We start from the raw sequence: 16,336 nt of genomic DNA, 5'->3' as shown, positions 1-16,336 counted from the left end.
ACCCGAGCCCGTCCGCAGCGCGATGCGGCGGTAGCCGGCCAGCGCCGCGGCGGGCGCGTCGTCGATGACCACCCGACCGCCGTCGACCACCAGCACGCGGTCGAAGTCGGCGACCAGGTCCAGGTCGTGGGTGACCACGATGAGCTGCTGGTCCAGCTCGGCGAAGGTCTCGGCCACCAGCGCCCGGTTGCGCAGGTCGAGCAGTGTCGTGGGTTCGTCGGCCACGATCACCGACGGTTCGATCACCAGCACCGCCGCCAGCGCGAGCAGCTGCTTCTGGCCGCCGGACAGCAGGTGGCAGGGGTGATCGGCGTGGTCGGTGAGACCGTACCCGGCGAGCACCTGGTCGACTCGTCGTCGTCGATCCTCCTTGCTCAACCCCGAACGGCGCAGCGAGAAGTCCACGTCCTCCGCCACCGTGGGCATGACGATCTGGGTGTCCGGATCGGTGAAGCAGAAGCCCACCCGCCGACGGATCCGGGCGCCCTTGCGACGGGTGTCGAGGCCGTCCACGGTGACCGTGCCGGAGGTGGGGACGACGAGCCCGTTGATCATCCGGGCGAGCGTGGACTTCCCGCCGCCGTTGACGCCGACGATCCCGATGCGTCGTTCGGTGAGCACCAGGTCGATGTCCGCGAGGACGGTCCGGTCGCCGTAGGAGTGGCCGACGCCGTCGAACCGGATCTCGGCGCCGCGGGGGTCGGTCACGCCCGGGTCGCGCGCTGCCTGCGCAGGGGGGCGATCAGACCGGGCCGCGCCCTGTGGACCTGCTGGGCGACGACCGCGGTGACGACCGCCTTGGCCAGGTCGCCGGGCACGAACACGCCGTTGGCGGCGATCGCGGCCGTGAGGGTGAGCTCGGTGCGGATCAGCATGCCCACCACGCCGAAGGCGTAGATCACCACGAGCCCGCCGAGGATGTTGACGAGCAGCCCGGGGACGAGTCGGTAGCGGGGCATCATCAGCGCGGTGAGCAGCCCGATCACGATGACCGCCGGAAGCCAGCCGATGAGGAAGCCCGCGGTTGGGCTGGCCAGCGCGGTGAGCGTCGTGCGGCCCCCGGCGAGGACGGGCAGCGCCAGGCCGATGACCATCACCGCCAGCACCGACAGCGCGCCCTTGCGCCAGCCGAGGAGCGCGCCGGCGAGCATCACGCCGAGCGTCTGCAGCGTGATCGGCACGCCGGCGGAACCGATGCTGATCTGACCCGGGAGACCGAGGACGACGATGAGGGCCGCGAACACCGCGATCTGGGCGAGGTCGCGGGTGGCGCTACGGGCAGGTGCCCGATCGATCGAGGTACTCACTGGACTCCTTGGCTCCGGGTGTGCTGGCCGGGTGTGTCGGCCGGGTGTGTTGGTGGACACTCCCATGCCGTCCATTGTCGCCCGCGTGCGCCGGCATCGCCTCATCGGCCCCCGCGCGTTCGGCCCCGAGAGGGCGGCGCCCGGCTTAGAGTGACGTGACTCACACACAGGATCTGGGGGCGGCGTGACCGGTCGATCGGAAGGCGTTACCGGACGGTTCCACGCCACCGTGCTCGCCGCGTGGATGATCGCCATGATGGCGCTCGTCCACGCTCCGCCGCCGGCGGGTGCGCTCCCGTACGCGGCCTACCTCGACGTCCCGGCGGACAACGCGGACGCCGAGCACGCCGGCGGGTTCTCCACCACCATGACGACCGACCGCGCCGAACTCCGCGACGCGCTCGATGTGGTGCGCGCGGCGGGGGTGGAGCCCCGGCGCTACTCGACCCTGACCCGTCAGTACTGGCTCGCCGTGGGCGCGGAGAACGCGGGAATCGACCTGGGGGAGTGGGAGCCCGCCCGGGGACTCGAGGCGAACCTCGCCACCGTCGACAAGGTGTACGCCAACTACCTGCGGCTCTACAACACCCACGACGGGTACTGGTGGACCGGGATGGCCGGCCTGGCGGGAATGTCGTTCGCCGCCGGGTTCTGGGACCTGGACGGGGTGGGCGGGCTGCTCACCGTGCCCGGGGTGCACGAACTGGGGACGGGCGTCGGGGGCGCGTTGGCGGGGGTGCCGTGGGAGATCGCCGACGCCACGGCGCGCGATGTCCGGCTGCTCGCCACCGTGGGGCCGGCGCTGACGCGGCAGGACGTGGACTGGTACCTGCACCGGCTGCTGATCATGCAGCGCCACATCTTCATGGACATGGTCCCGATGCACGAGGCGTACGCGGCCGAGGGGCTGACCGGGATCGACGAACTCGCGGCCGGCGGGGCCTACGACGACTACGTTGTCGACGCCTGGCGGATGCTCGACGAGGGTACGCAGGAGGGGCTGTCCGAGGCGCTGCTGCGGATGGCCTCGCGCGAGCAGAACCAGGTCATCGCCGACCAGTGGGACGCCACCGCGGCCGGCCGCGGGGACGTCGGGCGCGTGCTCACCTACATCACCACCGTGGGCGGGGCCCCGGACATTCCCGGGGCGTCCACCCTCGGCGAATTCCGGCCACTCTCCGTCCGGGCCGACGTGAACGGACAGCCGACGGTGCTCCGCACCCCGTTGCCGGCCTTCAACTGGGCCGACCGGGAGCCGCGGTGGGACTACGTCGAGCAGGACCTGGTGCCGGCGTACCGGTCCCTGGTGCGCGACCGGCCCCACGACGCGCCCAGGTACCTGGACGTGGGGTTCCGGCCCCGAGCCGAGCAGAACCGGATCCTGATGCGGCTGCCGGCGTTCGTGGGTCAGATGACCTCGGGATGGGCGGTGGGGCCGGCCTGACTCCCGCCCCGCACCCGCGCCCCGCACCCGCCCCCCTGACTTGCGCTGCGTCTTTGCGCGGTTCTTCCGGGCCCACGCTGCGGGAATGCACCATTGCGCCAGCGCGCCCCGTGCCGCGTCCGAGCGTTCAGCCGGCCGGATCGATCAGGGCGTCCACCGCGGTGAGCACCTCCGCCAGCGGTCGCCCGGCCTCGATGAGTTCCGAGGCCTTGAAGGTCACCGCCATGACCAGCTCCGTCGTCACCAGCGGATCGGACGGGGAGAACTCCGCGAGCGACTCCCGCAGGGGCGTGGTCATCTCGGCGTGCATCCGGTTCAACCGCTCCCGCGCCGGGCCGTCGGGGAGCTGCGCGGCGAGCGCCGTGAGGATCGCGTGGTCACCGGCGGCGACCAGGTCCAGCGTCGTGTGCACGTAGGCCACGACCCCCCGGCGCCCGCCGCCGGCATCCCGCACCGCCTCGGCGACGGTGGTGATCCAGCGGGGCATGAGGTCCTCCGCCACCGCGACGACCAACTCGGCGCGGGAGGGGAAGTAGGTGTAGAAGTTCGACCGCGTCATGCCCGCCCGGGCGGTGAGCTCGTTGATGTCGGGCGGTGCGCCGGGCGCCTCGGAGAGCATCGAGCGCGCCGCGTCGAGCAGGGCCCGCCGCTTGGCGTCCCGGTGCTCGCCCACGGTGGGGGCATCGATGCGTGGCATGACGACCTCCTGTCACCGCTCCCGCGGCGGGCTGATCATACGTGCACCTCAAGACGCCCGTCGACCATCTCCAGCACCCTGTCGCAGTGCTCGAGGATCTCGTGGTCGTGCGTCACCAGCACCGTGGCGACGCCGTTCTCGTGGGTCTCGTCGGCGAGCAGGCGCACCACGTCGTGGCTGTTCTTGCGGTCCAGGGCCGCGGTGGGCTCGTCGATGAGCAGCAGATCCGGTGACGACATGAGGGCCCGGGCGATCCCCACCCGCTGACGCTCGCCGCCCGACAGCGTGGCCGGGCGCCGGCGGGCCCGGTGGCTCAGTCCGACGGACTCCAGCAACCGGTCCGGGTCGCGAAGCCGGGAGCGGTCCCCGCCGAGCGTGCCGACCAGCCGGAGCTGATCGAGCGCGGTGAGGGCGGGCACGAGATTGCCCGACTGGAAGACGAACCCGACGTGGTCGCGGCGGAAGCGGGTGAGCTCCCGGCGTCCCATCCCGGTGATCTCCCTGCCGCCGACCTCGACGCTGCCGGCGGTGGGGGTGGCGAGGCCGCCCGCCACGGCCAGCAGGCTCGACTTGCCCGCCCCGGACGGGCCGACCACGGCCAGGACCTCGCCGCGGGCGACCTCGAGGTCGATGCCGTCGAGGGCGCGTAGGGTCTGATCGCCGTCCTGGAAGGTCAGGTCGACGCCGCGGAGTCGGAGACCCGGCGTGGTTGCGGAGTCGGGGGAACGCTGTGCGGATTCGGTGGTGGTCATCGGTTCTCTCCCAGTGCACTGTGCGGGTCGACGGAGCTGATCCGGATGGTCGCGAGGGTGGCGCCGACGAGTCCGAGGGCCAGGAGCAGGAAGGCTCCCAGCGCGATCGGCCCCGCCTCGAGCGCGAACGGCATCCCGGTGCCCACCAGCAGGGACCCGAGCCCCACGCCGATGGCCACGCCGATGGCGATCGAGCCGGCCAGCAGGATGAGGGCCTGGCCGACCGCGTCGACCAGCAGGCGGATGGTCGAGGCGCCCATGGCGCGCAGGACCGCGATCTCGCGGGACCGCTGGACGGTGAGGATGGCGAAGAACGCCCCGACGACCAGCGCCGAGATCGCATACAGGAACCAGGTGATCATCGACATCGTCATGGTCTCGGCCTCGTAGCCGGGGGACGAGTTGAACGCCTCCGCCAGGTCGCGGGCGGAGGTGCCGGCGGCGGCATCGCCGGCGGCCAGATCGGGCAGCTTGCCGTCGACCCCGGAGATCGCCACGACGCTGTACTCCTGACGGGCGCCGGAGCGCGGCTCCTCGCCGACGCGCGTGCCGGCGTGGACGTCCTGCCACGTGGTCAGGGTCGTGAAGGCCATGTCGACGTGGCCGAAGGTGTGCTGGTCTGCGGCGATGCCGACCACCGTGAGAGGGATGCCGAGTCGGTCGACCGTCACGGTGTCGCCCAGTTCCACGTTGTCGGCGGCGGTGGAGCTGACCAGGATCTCGCCGTCGGCCGCGGGGGCGCGTCCCTGCGCCACCGCGGGGATGAGCGGGCCCTGGGTGTCCGCACCGATCAGGGTGAGGTCGACGGGGGTCCCGGCGGAGGTCTTGGCGTTGATGATGGACAGGCCCATGGGGGTCGCGTCGGCCACGTCGGGCCGCGCGGCCCACTGGTCGACCTGCTCCGGACCGACGACCGAACGGGTGAATGCCGAGTCCGTCCGGGTCTCGGCGGCAAAGGCGAAGCCCTGGACCGGCATGCGTTGCAGACCGGAGACGCCGTCGTTGACCAGTCCGGACGAGAGCCCGGCGAGGAGCACCATCAGAACGCTGATGAGCGCCACCACGGAGCCCATCAGGGCGAAGCGGGATCGCGCGTAGATCAGCTCGCGCACAGCGAGGAACATGGAGGCCTTTCGCGATGGACATCGTGGACGGACAAGATGCTAACACTGTGTCGGAAACATGCTGACACCGTGTTGTCAACATCTCACCCCGGCGGCCGGGGGGACGAGCCGGCTAGGCCTCGGCCTCGGCGAGGTAGTCCTCGACGGCCGAGCGACCGCCGACGTCCTCCGCGAGCGGGCGTGAGTGGATGAGGATGATGTCCTCGGCCGCGGCGAGGATGACCTCGAGGTGGCCGGGTTGGAAGGGCGAGCTCTCGAGTTCGGCGCGGATGGCCACCCGGTCGTCGACGAACAGCCAGTCGAACCCGGTGTCGGGAAGCCGCCCGGTCAGGCCGTCCACGAGGTCGGCGTCGACGTCGGTCACGACCGGGCCGGCGATGTGCAGGACCGGGGCTTCCGTGCTGACTTCGACGGTCACCGAATGGTTGGCGGCGGGGCTCTCCAATCTGATCCCCGGGAGTAGGGCGGGGTGCGCGCCCAGATGTTCCAGGGCCTCGGTGGTCGCGGACCGGAGATCCTCGAAGGAGGACACGTCGACGCGGAGGCGGGGCGGCAACCGGCGCCAGTCTCCGGTCTCGGGATGTCGGTCGACGGTCAGGTCGTCGAGCGGACCCACCGCCCTGGTGGCGGCCAGACCGCGGAGACACCCCAGTGCCAAGTGGTGTGTCGCCGTGTCGGCGAGGAGGACCAATCGTGGGGGTCCCGTCGAACCGGACGCCGGGGCGAGGTTCCACCCGAAGGTCGCCAGATCGGCGAGCAACTCGCCGGGGTGGTCGACCCCGACATCCCACGTCATCCGCGCCAGCACACCGGTCTCGAGGTAGCGGCTGATGCTGAGGGTCGCCTGCGGGTCTCCCGCAGCCGCTTCGGCGGTGACGAAGAGCGTCTCGCCCGGTTCCAGTAAGTCGATCTCGTCCTCGAGCGCGTAGGCCCAGTCGACGAGACGTTCCTCGAACTCGAACCCGCCCACCTCGTCGTCGTCTCTCGTTCCCTCCCCGCCGGAGGGTGCGGCCTCGCCCGTGACGACGGCACGGAGAGCCCCGCGGAGCGTGGACACCGTCGACTCCCACCCCCGGGCCTCGTGGAGCAGCGCCTCCTTCTCGTCGTGGTCCTGCTCGTCCTCCGCACTGGCGATCCACGCGATCATCTGCTCTTCGGCCAATCGCATGCAGCGCAGGATGAACGTCCGGTCGTGGCCCATGAGTCGGGCGACGACCGCCGGCTCGAGGACGTTGGACTCGTCGTTCTCCAAGTGGATCAGGGCCAGCAGTTCCTCCGGAAGCTCGTCGTCGATCTGGTCGTCGTCACCGCCCGCCTCTCCTCGATCGGGCCGGTCATCCGCACTGGAGTCCTCGAACAGCGTCGACCCTCCGGTCGCGGTGGCCAGCTCGTCGTCGACGCGGTCGACGATGCCGCCCACCGCGTCGAGGACGGTGTACAGATGCCTCGGGACGAACGGGATGGCGGGGATGTCGCACGTCGCGAGGATGCTCGTCCCCGCCACGTGGAAGCGCACGTACAGTTCCTCGTTGAGTTCCTCCAGCAGCGCCGTGGCGTTCCCCGGTGCACTCATCCCCTGTACGAGGAAGGCCACGACGGAGATCGCCCCCTCCTCGAGTGGTGTGACGATCATGCCGGCGCTGCCCACCTTGACCGTGAACCCGCCGGAGGAATCGGGTGGGCGGTAGGTGCCGAAGTGGTTCCGCAACGCCTGGGACACCGCCCACGCAAGATCCTCCGGTGCGGTCGGGTGGTACGCCTCGTCGGGATCGAGCGGGTCCTCGTCCGCGTGGGGGTCCACCGGGGGGACCTGAGCGCGATGCAGGTCGTCCTCGCGCGGCGGCGGGGCGAGAAAACCGGGGTGGGGGATCCCGAACACCGACTGCAGCGTCTCCTGGACGCGGGCGACGGCAGTCTCGACGTCCGAGTCGACGAGGTGGAAATTAGGGATCTCCGGCTGCTCCATCGGCGCGGTCGGGGGCGACCACCCGATCCGCAGGAGTTCGCCGATCTGCCCCGGCGAGAGCCGGAATCTCCCGGTGAGCACCTGATTGCTGGAGACCTCGGACACCAGGAGCGACCCCTCGTCGGACCTGAGGAACTGGAAGTACGGGGCCGTCTCGTCGAGCTCCTCCCCGGTGATGGAGAGGCCGGCGGTGCCGCCCGGTTCGAGCCCGCGGAGCGTGGCCGTGAGGTCCTCCCGGAAGGACTCCCACGCCGAGGCGACGGTGTCGTCGATGCTGTTCTCTCCGGTCATGTGACGAGAGTAGATGGACTGCCCGCGGAAGCCGGACCGATCTGGTCCCCTGGGACCATGCCCCGCGTCCTCCCCGAGAACCCCGTCTACGGCCACCCCTCCGAGGAGAGGGTCGTCGAACTCCTCCGCGATCAGCTCTCCGACGACAGCCTCATCGTGGTGGGCCAGAGGGTCTCGACCCACGAGAAGGAACACGAGGTGGACATCCTCGTGGCGATGCCAGGTGCGGGGATCGTGGCGATCGAGGTCAAGGCCGGGCAGATCGCGATCGAGGACGGGCGGTGGGTGCAGGGCAGCGGAACCAAGCGGTTCACGATCGATCCGGTCACCCAGTGCCGGGACGCCCTCTACGCCCTGCGGGGCTACGTCAGCACGGATCCGCGGTGGCCCACGCGGCACCAACGATGGACCCACATGCTGGTCTTCCCGCACGCCTCGATCCCCCACGACTTCGCGATGCCCGAGATCCGGCGCGACCGCATCGTGGACAGGGACCAGCTCGACCAGCTCGCCCGTCGCGCGTACCTGTTGGCGCGGGATTCCGGCCCGCAGGATCGCCCGGTCCTGTCCGCCGACACGGTCGACCGGCTGGCGGACATCCTCGGCGGCCGCGGGCTCCCGCAGCGCGACGTGGTGGCCCGGGCCGCGGAGAACGCCGACATCGCCGATGCGCTCACCCGCGAGCAATCGGTCCTGCTCAGGGCCGTCGACGCCCTGCCCCGGGTGGAGATCCGCGGCGGAGCGGGCAGCGGGAAGACGTACCTCGCCCTGGAGCAGGCTCGACGCCTGTCGAGGGCCGGGCAGCGGGTGGCGCTGATCTGCTACTCGCACGGACTGGCGAGCTACCTCAGGCGCGTGACGAGCGGCTGGACGCGCCGCGAGCAGCCGGCGTACGTGGGGGAGTTCCACGCACTCGGCGTGGAGTGGGGCGCCCCCGTGGGGCCCGACGAGCGGGTCAGGACGGAAGAGACGGTGCGGTGGTGGGAGGAGGAGTTGCCGCGCCTCATGGCGGAGCTCGCCGACGGGCTGCCTGACGGCAAGAGGTTCGATGCCGTGATCGTGGACGAGGCCCAGGACTTCGCCGACAGCTGGTGGCGACCGGTGATCGGCGCCCTGCGCGACCGCGAGCACGGCAGGCTGATGATCGTCGGCGACGCCGGGCAGAGCGTGTTCCGGCGGACCGGCCGACCGCCCGTCGACCTGGTGCCGCTGGTGCTGGACCACAACCTGCGCAACACCCGCCAGATCGCGAGCGCGTTCCTGCCCCTCGTGGGACAGCGGATGGAGCTGCGCGGCGGCTCGGGGCCCGACGTGCGCTACGTCGAGGTGCCGGAGGGGGCGGACCCCATCGCCGTCGGCGACGACGAGGCCATGCGTCTGCTGGACGAGGGCTGGGAACCGGGTGACGTCGCGTTGCTCACCACGGGGTCGCGTCACCCGATGCAGGTCGAGCTGCAGGAGGGGGAGGGCAACGACGCCTACTGGGAGACTTTCTGGAGCGGGGAGGACATCTTCTACGGCCACGTCCTGGGCTTCAAGGGTCTCGAGCGCCGCGCGGTGGTGCTGGTGTGCAACCACCACGACGGCATGGACCGGATCCGCGAGCGGGTGTACGTGGGGCTCTCCCGGGCGACGGACGTGCTCGTGGTGGTGGGGGAGCCCGGATGAGGGCCGCCCCGACCTCGTCGGAGGCCGGGGCGGCGCTCAGGCGACCGGTGGAGGCCGGTCAGCCCTCCTCGGACGAGCCCTCCACGATCCGGGCGGGCTCGGCCTTCCGGCTGCCGTGCGAGACCGCGATCTTGCGCGGCTGCGCCTCCTCGGCCACGGGGATGACCAGGCGGAGTACGCCGTCGGTGTAGTCGGCCTCGATCTTGTCGGTCGCGAGCCCCTTGCCCATCGCGAGCTGCCGGGCGAACGTGCCGGTCTGACGCTCGTGCATGAGCCACTGGGCCTCACCCTCGACGGGGGCCCGGCGCTCGGCGCGAACGGTGAGGGTGCGGTCCTCCACGTCGATGTCGATGGTCGAGGGATCGACCCCGGGCATGTCGATGAGGCCGACAAAGCGGTCGCCCTCCTTGTACAGGTCCATCGGGAGCGAGGTCGAGGCGGTCGCGCTGCGCAGCCCCTCGCCCAGGAGGCGGTCGAGCTCGCGGAACGGGTCGAAACGGGTGCTGGTGGCCATGGCTGGTCTCCTTCGGGACTGGTCCTGTCGCGCCCGGCGTGTCCGGGTTCGCAACCGGTTCAACTCGCGCCGATAGTTGAGTATTCCCGACTCAGGTACGGCAATTCTGACTTGAGCCCACCGCGCTCAGTCCTTGCGGAGGCTCACCAGGAAGTCGATCGTGCCGTCCGGGCCGACGGTGACGAAGCCCAGGCTCGGCGGTGTGACACCGACCTCGGTCCACGTCATGGGGACCGCCCCGGAGGCGATGAGGGACTCGCCCGACCGGAACACGGTCACCTCGACGGTCTTGCGGACGGTCGCGCCCTTGACCGTCAGGTCGACCACCATCGGGAGCGTCGCGGTGGACCCGTCCCCCGGGACGGTGGTCAGGTCGACCGGCTCGGCCACGGAGAGTGTCGCGACCGGATGGCCGGCGGCGTCGAGGATCCGGGGCGAGCGGGCCTGGTTGTCGCGCTGGTCGATGTCCGTCGCGATGTCCGCCACCCGGACCTCGAACGTCGCGGATTCCAGGGTGTTGCCCGAGATGGTCGCCTCGCCGGTCACCTGATCGGTGCTCCCGACGACGGTGACCGGTTCACCCCGGAGGATCTCGTCGACCGTGTACCCGGCGGCCGTGACGTTGGGTACGGTCCCGGGCACGACCGACCAGGTCCCGTCCAGGTCTCCGGCGGCGGCCTCGGCGCGTTCCGTGGACACGGCTGCGGCGGGCGCGTCGTCCCCGCCTCGCACCGCCCTGTAGGCGAACGGCCCGGCCACGACCAGGGCGATGACGACGACCACAGCGCCGAGGATCCACGAGAGCGTCCGCATGGTCCCGAGGATAGGAGCACACACTGGTCCGCGGGGGAGGGTGGCCCGTTCGTCCAACGGCGAGTGCGTGTCTCGATAAACTGACTCTAACTATGAGGTCCGGCGTGTGCTGGATCCGGCAGTTGGGAGTTGCGCCATGACCCAGAATCCTCCCCCCGGATGGAACGGCCCACCCACCTCAGAGTTCAGGCCCGTGCAGCAGCCCGGGTACGGGCCGGGTGCGCCCGGCGGCTACGGCGGCTACGGCGGGCCGCCCGTCAAGCAGGGGATGTCCTCGGCGGCGGTCGTCGCGCTGACCATCGGCGTGATGCTCCTGATCGGCGTGGTCGCGCTCGCGGCCTTCTTCCTGGTGCCCCGGTTGACGGGGAATTCGGCCGCCCCGGTCACGTCGACGGTCTCGGCGACCGCCACCGTCCCCGAGGCGCCGGCGCAGCCCACCGTGCAGCCCCCCGTTCAGCCCGCCCGGCCCGCGCAGGGGGTGGCGCCGGCCGGTGCGTACGAATGCTCGGACGCGGAGGACGGGGCGTACTCGCGGTCCGCGGTCGGGTCCAACTCCACGTCCTGCGAGTTCGCCCTGTCCGTGTGGGCGGAGTACCTGCTGGCGGGAGGCAACGGCGGGCCGATGGTCGTGGACGCCTACAGCCCGGTGACCGGCGTCGTGTACACCATGTCGTGTTCGGGTGGTGGGGTGGTGACCTGCACCGGCGGCAACAACGCCGTGGTCTACATCTACTGATGACGCCGGAGCACGGGAGGCGGGCGGCCGTCGCGGCGACCCTGGCGATCGCGGTGGCGGCGGGCGGGTGCTCCTCACTCGGAGCGTCGGGTTCCCCGCGGGAGACCGTGCTGGTGACGGAGGTGGTGACCACGGTGACCGCGGCGTCGCCCGTCCAGGGCGGGGTCGGGGTGCCCGGGGCCGCGGCCGGCGTCCCGCCGGCGCCCGTCCCGCCGGCGCCGGATGTCCCGGCCGCGCTCGACGCCGTGATCAGCGCCGTCCCCGGAAGTTCCGGGGTTGCGGTATCGGCGGTCGGGGGTGCGGGCGAGGTCCGGTCCGCCGGACTCTGGCGGACGGGCGTCGCGTGGTCGACGATCAAGGTGCCGCTGGCGGTGGCGGTGGCCCGGACCGATCCGCAGGCACTGGAGGCCTCCGCCACCGCGATCACGGTCTCGGACAACGGGGCGGCCGAGCGGTTGTGGGACTCGCTCGGCGGGGGAGCCTCCGCGGCGTCGGCGGTCGGCGCGGTCCTGGCCGAGGGCGGCGACAGCACCTCGCAGGTGCCGTCGGTCCACACCCGCGCGGGCTACACGATCTTCGGCCAGACCAGGTGGGCGCTGAGCGATCAGGCCCGCTTCGGTAGTCGCCTGCCGTGCCTGCAGTCGTCCGCGCGCGTCCTCGAACTGATGGGGCAGGTCTCGCCGGATCAGCGGTGGGGGCTCGGGCGCATCCCCGGTGCACGTGTCAAGGGCGGCTGGGGGCCGGGTGAGGGCGGCGGATACCTGGTCCGCCAGTTCGGGATCGTCCCGGGTGCCGGGGGGGACGTGGCGGTCGCCCTCGCGATCGACGCACCGTCCTTCGAGGCCGGGGCGGCCGCGCTGTCGACGATGGCGGACGACCTGGCGCCCCATCTGCCGTCGATTCCCGGAGGGGTGTGTTGAGCGTCGACCGCAGCTCCGTCTAGGTGCAGCAGTTGGGATCGAGCGCCGCGCGTAGGGCGTCGATCGCCGATCCGCGGGCGCGGTGGAAGACGCCCATCCCGCGCCGCTCGGATTCGATCATCCCCGCGTCGCGGAGTCGGCCGAGGTGATGCGAGGTCGTCGACTCGGCGACGCCGGTGGCCGCGGCCAGGTCGCCGGTGCGGACCTCGCCGTCGTCGCTGGTGAGCAGGATCGACAGCAGGCGGATCCGCACCGGATCGGCCAGCGCCTTGAGTCGCAGGGCGATCTCGACGGCGTCGTCGTGCCCGATCGGCCCGGCCGACATCGGCGCGCAGCACACCGGCGAGCTGACGTCGATCAGGGGGAGCGCCTTGGGCATGCCGCGGAGTCTAACCGAGCTTCTTGACGAATATCGAAAAGCCTGGTTCTCTGTGCCGGGTAGAGATTCGATATCCGTCACAAAGGTGGAGGTTCCGACCATGTCCCGTGTGCAACTCGCCCTCAACGTCGACGACGTCGACGAGGCCGTCCGGTTCTACTCGACGCTGCTGCGCGTCGACCCCGCCAAGCGCAAGCCCGGCTACGCCAACTTCATCGTGGAGCAGCCGCCGCTCAAGCTCGTCCTGCTCGAGAACCCCGGCCAGGGCGGCACCCTCAACCACCTGGGCGTCGAGGTCGAGTCCAGCGAGCAGGTCCACAGCGAGATCGCCCGCCTCACCGACGCCGGCATGTTCACCGACGAGGAGATCGGCACCACGTGCTGCTTCGCCACCCAGGACAAGGTGTGGGTCACCGGTCCGGGCGGCGAGCGGTGGGAGGTCTACACCGTGCTCGCCGACTCGGAGACGTTCGGCGCGCTCCCCGTGGTGGGGGACGACGACGAGCCGGGGACCTGCTGCGCGTGACCGGTGTGCGGGCGCACCTAGACTGGTCCGGGGTCGTCGAGCGGTTGTCCGGCGTCCCGTGAACCAACGGAAAGGCCACACCATGCTCTCCCGCATCGACCTGCGCGGCCGCACCCTCGGCACCGCCGAGTTGCGCCGCACACTCCCGCGCGGCGCCGCCGACGTCGACTCGGTGGTCGACACCGTGCGACCGGTGGTCGAGGCGATCCGCGAGCGCGGCGTCCCCGCCGCGCTCGACTACGGCCAGGAGTTCGACGGGGTGCGGCCCGCCTCGGTCCGGGTCCCGGCCGAGGTGATCGCCGAGGCCGGCGAGACCCTCGACCCGGTCGTGCGCGCGGCCCTGGTCGAGGCCATCCGCCGCGCCCGCATCGTCCACTCCGCGCAGCGGCGCTCGGACACCGTCACCGAGGTCGCCGCCGGCGGGTTCGTCACCGAGAAGTGGGTGCCCGTCGAGCGCGTGGGGCTCTACGTCCCCGGTGGGAAGGCCGTGTACCCGTCGAGCGTCATCATGAACGTCGTGCCCGCGCAGGTCGCCGGCGTCGGCTCCCTCGTCGTCGCCTCCCCGCCGCAGGCCGACTTCGGCGGCTGGCCCCACCCCACCATCCTCGGCGCGTGCGCGCTGCTCGGAGTGGACGAGGTGTGGGCCGTGGGTGGGGCCCAGGCCGTCGCCCTGCTCGCCCACGGTGGTGAGGACACCGACGGTCGCGCGCTCGAGCCCGTCGACATGGTGACCGGCCCCGGCAACGTCTACGTCACCGCGGCCAAGCGGTTGTGCCGCAGCGTGGTGGGCATCGATTCCGAGGCGGGCCCCACCGAGATCGCCGTGCTGGCCGACGCCACGGCCGACCCCGTCCACATCGCCTACGACCTCATCAGTCAGGCCGAGCACGACCCGAACGCGGCCAGCGTGCTCGTCACCGACTCGGTGCCGCTCGCCGACGCCGTCGACAGGGAGGTCGAGGCCCGGTACGGGGTCACGCTCAACTCGGATCGGGTCCGCGAGGCGCTCGAGGGGCCCCAGTCGGGCATCGTCCTGGTGGACGACGTCGACGCGGGGCTCCGGGTGGTGGACGCGTACGCCGCCGAGCACCTCGAGGTGCAGACCCGCGACGCCGCCGCCGACGCCGCCCGCGTGCGCAACGCCGGCGCGATCTTCGTGGGCTCCTACTCGCCGGTCCCGCTCGGTGACTACGCGGCGGGGTCCAACCACGTCCTGCCCACCTCCGGAACCGCGCGGCACTCGTCCGGGCTGAGCGTGCAGACCTTCCTCCGGGGGATCCACGTCATCGACTACGACCAGGCGGCGCTCAAGGAGATCGCGCCGACGGTCGTCGCGCTCGCCGACGCGGAGGGGTTGCCCGCCCACGGCGAGGCCGTCCGCGCGCGTTTCGAGGACCTCGGGGCCGAGGGGGAGCAGCGATGACCGCCGCACCGCGCCCCGGCGTGGGCCTGGACGCGCTGCCCCTGCGCGAGAACCTGCGGGGTCGGAGCGCGTACGGCGCCCCGCAGCTCGAGGTGCCGGTGCAGCTCAACACCAACGAGAACCCGCACCCGCCGAGCGCCGCACTGGTCGCGGACATCGCGGCCGCGGTGTCCGAGGCGGCGACCGACCTCAACCGCTACCCGGATCGCGACGCCGTCGAACTGCGCACCGACCTGGCCGCGTACCTCACCAGGCAGACCGGGGTCGAGGTCGACGTGGACATGGTGTGGGCGGCCAACGGGTCCAACGAGATCCTCCAGCAGCTGCTCCAGGCCTTCGGCGGGCCGGGTCGGCGGGCGATGGGTTTCGTGCCCAGCTACTCCATGCACCCCATCCTCGCCGGCGGCACCGACACCGAGTGGATCCCCGTCGAGCGGGCCGCGGGCCTGGCGATCGACGTCGAGTCCGCGCTCGGCGCGATCGCCGAGTACCGGCCCGACATCCTCTTCGTCACCACCCCCAACAATCCGACCGGCCACGTGATCGAGCTCGAGGACCTGCGCCGGCTGCTGGAGGCGGCGCCCGGGGTGGTGGTGGTGGACGAGGCCTACGCGGAGTTCTCGCCGTCTCCCAGTGCGTGCACGCTGCTGGCCGAATACCCGGACAGGTTGGTGGTCTCCAGGACGATGAGCAAGGCGTTCGCCTTTGCCGGCGGACGGCTCGGCTACTTCGCCGCGGACCCGGCGTTCGTCGAGGCGGTCCTGCTCGTGCGGCTGCCGTACCACCTTTCCGTCATCGCGCAGGCCGCGGCGCGTGCGGCGCTGCGGCACGCCGACGAGACCCTGGCGTCCGTGGCGCTGCTGGCGCAGGAGCGCAAGCGCGTCACCGCCGGGCTCGGGGAACAGGGCTACGACGTGCTGCCCAGCGAGGCCAACTTCGTGCTCTACGGACCGTTCACCGACGCGCCGCGGGCGTGGCGCCGCTACCTCGACGCCGGGGTCCTCATCCGCGACGTGGGCATCCCGGGCCGACTTCGTGCGACCATCGGGCTGGAGAGCGAGAACGACCGGCTGCTGCAGGTGAGCGCCGAACTGGCGGCCGACGAGATCGGGACCGCGCGAGAGATCGAGACCCGAACCGAGGAGAAGCGATGAGTGAGCAGACCGCACGGCGCGGCCGCGTCGAGAGGACGACCCGGGAGTCGTCGATCGTCGTGGAGATCGACCTGGACGGGACCGGGCGGACCGACATCTCGACCGGGGTGCCGTTCTTCGACCACATGCTCACCGCCTTCGGTCAGCACGGGGCGTTCGACCTCACGGTCCGCGCGACCGGCGACGTCGACATCGAGGCGCACCACACCGTCGAGGACACCTCCATCGTCCTGGGCCAGGCACTCGGGCAGGCGCTCGGGGACAAGCGCGGTATCCGGCGGTTCGGTCAGTGCTCGATCCCGATGGACGAGACCCTGGCCGAGGCGGTCGTCGACGTCTCCGGGCGGCCGTACTGCGTCCACACCGGGGAGCCCGACGTGATGATCGGGTACGTGGTCGTGGGCCACGACAGCGCGCCCTACGGCACCGTGCTCAACCGGCACGTGTTCGAGACCCTGGCCTCGCACGCCCGCATCGCACTGCATGTCCGGGTGCACTACGGTCGCGACCCGCACCACATCACGGAGGCGGAGTACAAGGCCGTCGCCCGCGCGCTGCGCGCCGCCGTCGAACCGGACCCGCGGATCACCGGCATCCCCTCGACCAAGGGCGCGCTGTGATG

The 16,336-nt window shown here is 71.7% G+C and carries 17 protein-coding genes; 8 read left to right on the top strand and 9 right to left on the bottom strand.

What is annotated here, in order from left to right; all coding sequences use genetic code 11:
* Positions 1 to 708: energy-coupling factor ABC transporter ATP-binding protein (locus tag B4M60_RS05775; protein ID WP_291081159.1), on the bottom strand; the 708-nt coding region annotated here is incomplete at its 3' end.
* Positions 705 to 1,307, bottom strand: coding sequence for a biotin transporter BioY (locus tag B4M60_RS05770; RefSeq protein WP_291081157.1), 603 nt, complete (start codon positions 1,305 to 1,307; stop codon positions 705 to 707). The genes B4M60_RS05775 and B4M60_RS05770, both read right to left, overlap by 4 nt.
* Before the next feature lie 184 nt (positions 1,308 to 1,491).
* Between B4M60_RS05770 and B4M60_RS05765 the strand changes: the two genes are divergently transcribed.
* The gene (locus B4M60_RS05765) at positions 1,492 to 2,751 is read left to right on the top strand and encodes a hypothetical protein (protein ID WP_291081156.1); all 1,260 of its coding nucleotides are present in this window, start codon (positions 1,492 to 1,494) and stop codon (positions 2,749 to 2,751) included.
* 127 nt (positions 2,752 to 2,878) lie between these two features.
* Here B4M60_RS05765 and B4M60_RS05760 read toward each other — a convergent pair whose 3' ends face one another.
* The 4 genes from B4M60_RS05760 to B4M60_RS05745 all read right to left on the bottom strand — a co-directional run bounded on the left by B4M60_RS05760 (position 2,879) and on the right by B4M60_RS05745 (position 7,581).
* Positions 2,879 to 3,448, bottom strand: a complete 570-nt coding sequence (locus tag B4M60_RS05760) for a TetR/AcrR family transcriptional regulator (RefSeq protein WP_291081154.1) — start codon at positions 3,446 to 3,448, stop codon at positions 2,879 to 2,881.
* 35 nt (positions 3,449 to 3,483) lie between these two features.
* Positions 3,484 to 4,200, bottom strand: coding sequence for an ABC transporter ATP-binding protein (locus B4M60_RS05755; RefSeq protein ID WP_291081152.1), 717 nt, complete (start codon positions 4,198 to 4,200; stop codon positions 3,484 to 3,486).
* Positions 4,197 to 5,324, bottom strand: a complete 1,128-nt coding sequence (locus B4M60_RS05750) for an ABC transporter permease (protein ID WP_291081150.1) — start codon at positions 5,322 to 5,324, stop codon at positions 4,197 to 4,199. The genes B4M60_RS05755 and B4M60_RS05750 overlap by 4 nt, the downstream gene beginning before the upstream one ends.
* A gap of 112 nt (positions 5,325 to 5,436) precedes the next feature.
* The gene (locus tag B4M60_RS05745) at positions 5,437 to 7,581 is read right to left on the bottom strand and encodes a T3SS (YopN, CesT) and YbjN peptide-binding chaperone 1 (protein WP_291081148.1); all 2,145 of its coding nucleotides are present in this window, start codon (positions 7,579 to 7,581) and stop codon (positions 5,437 to 5,439) included.
* Between the two features lie 57 nt (positions 7,582 to 7,638).
* Between B4M60_RS05745 and B4M60_RS05740 the strand changes: the two genes are divergently transcribed.
* Positions 7,639 to 9,249: an NERD domain-containing protein gene (locus tag B4M60_RS05740; RefSeq protein WP_291081146.1), complete on the top strand. Its 1,611-nt coding sequence runs from the start codon at positions 7,639 to 7,641 to the stop codon at positions 9,247 to 9,249.
* A 58-nt stretch (positions 9,250 to 9,307) separates the two neighbouring features.
* Here the strand turns inward: B4M60_RS05740 and B4M60_RS05735 are convergent, their stop codons facing one another.
* Positions 9,308 to 9,763, bottom strand: coding sequence for an Hsp20/alpha crystallin family protein (locus tag B4M60_RS05735; protein WP_291081144.1), 456 nt, complete (start codon positions 9,761 to 9,763; stop codon positions 9,308 to 9,310).
* A gap of 126 nt (positions 9,764 to 9,889) precedes the next feature.
* Positions 9,890 to 10,576 (bottom strand): YceI family protein, encoded by a 687-nt coding sequence (locus B4M60_RS05730; protein WP_291081142.1) that lies wholly within the window; start codon positions 10,574 to 10,576, stop codon positions 9,890 to 9,892.
* Positions 10,577 to 10,769: 193 nt separating this feature from the next.
* Between B4M60_RS05730 and B4M60_RS05725 the strand changes: the two genes are divergently transcribed.
* The gene (locus B4M60_RS05725) at positions 10,770 to 11,312 is read left to right on the top strand and encodes a serine/threonine protein kinase (RefSeq protein WP_291081140.1); all 543 of its coding nucleotides are present in this window, start codon (positions 10,770 to 10,772) and stop codon (positions 11,310 to 11,312) included.
* Positions 11,312 to 12,232, top strand: a complete 921-nt coding sequence (locus B4M60_RS05720) for a hypothetical protein (RefSeq protein WP_291081139.1) — start codon at positions 11,312 to 11,314, stop codon at positions 12,230 to 12,232. Before B4M60_RS05725 ends, B4M60_RS05720 begins: the two co-directional genes overlap by 1 nt.
* 19 nt (positions 12,233 to 12,251) lie before the next feature.
* Here B4M60_RS05720 and B4M60_RS05715 read toward each other — a convergent pair whose 3' ends face one another.
* Positions 12,252 to 12,611, bottom strand: a complete 360-nt coding sequence (locus tag B4M60_RS05715) for an Rv2640c family ArsR-like transcriptional regulator (protein ID WP_291081137.1) — start codon at positions 12,609 to 12,611, stop codon at positions 12,252 to 12,254.
* Positions 12,612 to 12,711: 100 nt separating this feature from the next.
* Here B4M60_RS05715 and B4M60_RS05710 point away from each other — a divergent pair, with 100 nt between their 5' ends.
* The 4 genes from B4M60_RS05710 to hisB all read left to right on the top strand — a co-directional run bounded on the left by B4M60_RS05710 (position 12,712) and on the right by hisB (position 16,334).
* On the top strand, positions 12,712 to 13,137 hold the full coding sequence (locus B4M60_RS05710; RefSeq protein ID WP_291081135.1) for an ArsI/CadI family heavy metal resistance metalloenzyme: 426 nt from the start codon (positions 12,712 to 12,714) through the stop codon (positions 13,135 to 13,137).
* Positions 13,138 to 13,219: 82 nt separating this feature from the next.
* On the top strand, positions 13,220 to 14,560 hold the full coding sequence (hisD, locus tag B4M60_RS05705; RefSeq protein ID WP_291081133.1) for a histidinol dehydrogenase: 1,341 nt from the start codon (positions 13,220 to 13,222) through the stop codon (positions 14,558 to 14,560).
* Complete coding sequence (locus B4M60_RS05700; protein ID WP_291081131.1) at positions 14,557 to 15,714, top strand: histidinol-phosphate transaminase; 1,158 nt, start codon at positions 14,557 to 14,559, stop codon at positions 15,712 to 15,714. The genes hisD and B4M60_RS05700 overlap by 4 nt, the downstream gene beginning before the upstream one ends.
* Positions 15,711 to 16,334: an imidazoleglycerol-phosphate dehydratase HisB gene (gene hisB, locus B4M60_RS05695; protein ID WP_291081129.1), complete on the top strand. Its 624-nt coding sequence runs from the start codon at positions 15,711 to 15,713 to the stop codon at positions 16,332 to 16,334. Before B4M60_RS05700 ends, hisB begins: the two co-directional genes overlap by 4 nt.
* Positions 16,335 to 16,336: the final 2 nt, after the last annotated feature.

This window comes from Dietzia sp. UBA5065 (genome assembly GCA_002415925.1).
Classification (GTDB): Bacteria; Actinomycetota; Actinomycetes; order Mycobacteriales; family Mycobacteriaceae; genus Dietzia.
This window is presented reverse-complemented; position numbering and strand designations above follow the sequence as displayed.

Excerpts from the sequence above, each read along its gene's own strand:
- B4M60_RS05760 (WP_291081154.1), bottom strand. The coding sequence starts at position 3,448 with ATGCCACGCATCGATGCCCCCACCGTGGGCGAGCACCGGGACGCCAAG.
- B4M60_RS05755 (WP_291081152.1), bottom strand. The coding sequence starts at position 4,200 with ATGACCACCACCGAATCCGCACAGCGTTCCCCCGACTCCGCAACCACG.
- B4M60_RS05750 (WP_291081150.1), bottom strand. The coding sequence starts at position 5,324 with ATGTTCCTCGCTGTGCGCGAGCTGATCTACGCGCGATCCCGCTTCGCC.
- B4M60_RS05745 (WP_291081148.1), bottom strand. The coding sequence starts at position 7,581 with ATGACCGGAGAGAACAGCATCGACGACACCGTCGCCTCGGCGTGGGAG.
- B4M60_RS05740 (WP_291081146.1), top strand. The coding sequence starts at position 7,639 with ATGCCCCGCGTCCTCCCCGAGAACCCCGTCTACGGCCACCCCTCCGAG.
- B4M60_RS05735 (WP_291081144.1), bottom strand. The coding sequence starts at position 9,763 with ATGGCCACCAGCACCCGTTTCGACCCGTTCCGCGAGCTCGACCGCCTC.
- B4M60_RS05730 (WP_291081142.1), bottom strand. The coding sequence starts at position 10,576 with ATGCGGACGCTCTCGTGGATCCTCGGCGCTGTGGTCGTCGTCATCGCC.
- B4M60_RS05720 (WP_291081139.1), top strand. The coding sequence starts at position 11,312 with ATGACGCCGGAGCACGGGAGGCGGGCGGCCGTCGCGGCGACCCTGGCG.
- B4M60_RS05715 (WP_291081137.1), bottom strand. The coding sequence starts at position 12,611 with ATGCCCAAGGCGCTCCCCCTGATCGACGTCAGCTCGCCGGTGTGCTGC.
- B4M60_RS05710 (WP_291081135.1), top strand. The coding sequence starts at position 12,712 with ATGTCCCGTGTGCAACTCGCCCTCAACGTCGACGACGTCGACGAGGCC.
- hisD (WP_291081133.1), top strand. The coding sequence starts at position 13,220 with ATGCTCTCCCGCATCGACCTGCGCGGCCGCACCCTCGGCACCGCCGAG.
- B4M60_RS05700 (WP_291081131.1), top strand. The coding sequence starts at position 14,557 with ATGACCGCCGCACCGCGCCCCGGCGTGGGCCTGGACGCGCTGCCCCTG.
- hisB (WP_291081129.1), top strand. The coding sequence starts at position 15,711 with ATGAGTGAGCAGACCGCACGGCGCGGCCGCGTCGAGAGGACGACCCGG.